General features: G+C 61.1%; 3 protein-coding genes and 1 pseudogene. 3 read left to right on the top strand and 1 reads right to left on the bottom strand.

Annotated elements, in window-relative coordinates; translation table 11 throughout:
- Nucleotides 1-620, top strand: a pseudogene (locus CWO89_RS42975) (hypothetical protein); the annotation flags it as partial.
- Between the two features lie 29 nt (nt 621-649).
- On the opposite strand, the gene CWO89_RS42970 reads toward CWO89_RS42975, so the two are convergent.
- The gene (locus CWO89_RS42970; protein ID WP_245476837.1) at nt 650-796 is read right to left on the bottom strand and encodes a hypothetical protein; all 147 of its coding nucleotides are present in this window, start codon (nt 794-796) and stop codon (nt 650-652) included.
- Between the two features lie 394 nt (nt 797-1190).
- Here CWO89_RS42970 and rfbA point away from each other — a divergent pair, with 394 nt between their 5' ends.
- Together rfbA and CWO89_RS42960 are read left to right on the top strand one after the other, a co-directional pair.
- A complete protein-coding gene (gene rfbA / locus CWO89_RS42965; protein WP_130584238.1) occupies nt 1191-2066 on the top strand; it encodes a glucose-1-phosphate thymidylyltransferase RfbA in 876 nt (291 codons plus the stop codon).
- A gap of 12 nt (nt 2067-2078) precedes the next feature.
- The coding region (locus CWO89_RS42960; RefSeq protein ID WP_130584237.1) for a dTDP-glucose 4,6-dehydratase at nt 2079-2554 on the top strand (476 nt) is incomplete at its 3' end.

The following is a 2554-nucleotide window of genomic DNA, read 5'->3' as shown; positions in this document are numbered from 1 at the left end:
CGCCAATCGAGCGGCCGCAGGCCGTGGCCGAGGCACCAGCCGCTCCCCCTGCTCCCGCGGCCGAACACAGGTTTCCGCTTCCCAGCACGTTCGGCGTTTTTGTCCTGAGCGACGGGCAACTGCAGGAGTTGAAAGTGCTGCCGGGCAAGGTCCCGGACCGGCGGGTGGCCATTTCGGCCGCGATCCCGACGCCGCCCCAGACCAGCGTTCCGGGCGGAGATGTCAAATTCATTACGTTCAGGCCGGAGTTGGGTCCGGATTCCGCCGGCCCGGTCGAAGTTCGCGTCGTCGCCAAAGTCTCGCGCACGATGGGTGTCGACAGCACCGGCACGGCGAAGATGACGCCGGGCGGCGACTCCTGGGTTATTCGCAGCGCATCCTTTCCGTTCAAGATCGGCCCCGTCGAGGACCAGCCCAAGATGCTGCTGATACAACCGGAGAATGACGGCCTGGTCCTGTCACCCGGCCGATACGTCCTGGTCGTCAAGGGGGTCGGATATGACTTTTCGGTGTCGGGACAGGTGACCGATCCCAATCAATGCGTCGAGCGCTTCAACGCCGCCAACGGCGCTTTCTATTCGCCCTGCCCGACGCGCGAGCAAAAGCCTTCCAAGCGTTGAAAGGGATTGCAAGCGTTGAAAGGGATTGGCTACTTCGCGTCCTTCGCAGGTTCGGCATCCATCTTGCCGCCGTTCGCGACGCACTTATTGAAGAATTCCCGCTGATCCTTCCCCGTCCCCTTGGCGCTGCCGGCGGCCGGGTTGCCGATCTGGCGCGGAGGAAACGTCTTGGCCACCAGGGCATCGCAGGCCCGCGCAACCTCGACGGAAATCGCATGCGCCTGGGTATTGCATGCGCACAAGACAACAAAAGCAGTGATCAAGCCGACGAGATTAGCCCTGGCCATCATAGCGCAACCCACGTGTCTTACCGGTCCCGGGACCGGTTGAAATCTGGTCAACGGTCAGCGCGTTCTTGGTCCAGCGCCACGTCCCATGAGTGGCATATCAACTCCGAAATCGCCACGCAAACGCGCCAAACTGGCACGGCGGGAAGCCCGGCTCGATGACACCCCTAACATAATACCGTCAAATTAATCGAAGCAATAAATATTCATATTATATTCGGCTTTATTTTTATAATGAAATCGGATTGTTTATAACCTGCTTCATATTTAAATCGGATTGACCATGAAGGGCATTATCCTCGCCGGTGGGACGGGGTCGCGCCTCTACCCGGCGACGACGGTGGTCTCAAAGCAGCTCTTGCCCGTCTTCGACAAGCCGATGATCTATTATCCGCTGTCGACGCTGATGCTGGGCGGCATCCGCGACATCCTGATCATCTCGACGCCACCGGACAAGCCGCTGTTTCAGCGGCTGCTCGGCGACGGCAGCGAGATCGGCGTGCGTTTTTCCTATGCCACGCAGGAGACGCCGCGCGGACTTGCAGACGCCTTCATCGTCGGCCGGGAGTTCATCGGCACCGATCCCGTCGCACTGATCCTGGGCGACAACATCTTCTACGGCCACGGCCTGCCGGAGATGCTGTCCGCGGCCTCGCAACGCAAGAAGGGCGCGACGGTGTTCGGCTATGTCGTGAAGACGCCCGAGCAATACGGCGTGATCGAACTCGACGGCAGCGGCCGCGCACTCTCGATCGAGGAGAAACCGAAGCAGCCGAAGTCCAACGTCGCCGTCACCGGGCTATACTTCTACGACAACGACGTCGTCGACATCGCGGCCAAGGTCAGGCCATCGGCGCGCGGCGAGATCGAGATCACTGACGTCAACAATGCCTATCTCGCGCGCGGCGACCTCTATGTCGAGGTGCTCGGCCGCGGCTTTGCCTGGCTCGACACCGGCACGCACGCGTCCCTGGTCGATGCCAGCTATTTCGTCCAGATCCTCGAACAGCGACAGGGCCTGCGCATCGCCTGCCCCGAGGAGATCGCGCTGCGCCAGGGTTACATCTCGCTCCAGGCCTTCGCCAGGGTGGCGCAGAAGACCGCCAAGAGCAGCTACGGCGAATATTTAATGTCGGTTTATCGTTCTTTCGAGCATTAGAGGCAGCTCATCATGCGTTTCAAGGGCTCGACCATTTTTGTCACCGGCGGCGCGGGTTTTATTGGTTCCGCCGTCGTGCGTCATTTGCTGCGCGACACCCATGCCCGTGTCGTCAATATCGACAAGCTCACCTACGCGGCGAATCCCAATTCGCTGCCCGGCGCCGCTCAGAACCTGAACTACAGCTTCGAGAAGCAATGCATTTGCGATGGCGCCGGGCTGCGCCGCCTGTTCGAGAAATACCAGCCCGACGCGGTCCTGAACCTCGCCGCCGAGAGCCATGTCGACCGCTCGATCGACGGCCCCGGCGAATTCATCCAGACCAACATCGTCGGCACCTTCACCATCCTGCAGGAAGCGCTGCGCCATTGGCGCACGCTCTCGCCCGAGAAGCGTGAGCAATTCCGCTTCCTGCATATCTCGACCGACGAGGTGTTTGGCTCGCTCGGCGATGACGGCTTCTTCACGGAAACGACGGCCTATGCGCC

It is taken from the genome of Bradyrhizobium sp. Leo170 (assembly GCF_004296405.1).
In the GTDB taxonomy this organism is placed as follows: domain Bacteria; phylum Pseudomonadota; class Alphaproteobacteria; order Rhizobiales; family Xanthobacteraceae; genus Bradyrhizobium.
The sequence above is the reverse complement of the archived record's forward strand: the minus strand, read 5'-3'. Positions and strand labels throughout refer to the sequence as shown.

Excerpts from the sequence above, each read along its gene's own strand:
- rfbA (WP_130584238.1), top strand. The coding sequence starts at position 1,191 with ATGAAGGGCATTATCCTCGCCGGTGGGACGGGGTCGCGCCTCTACCCG.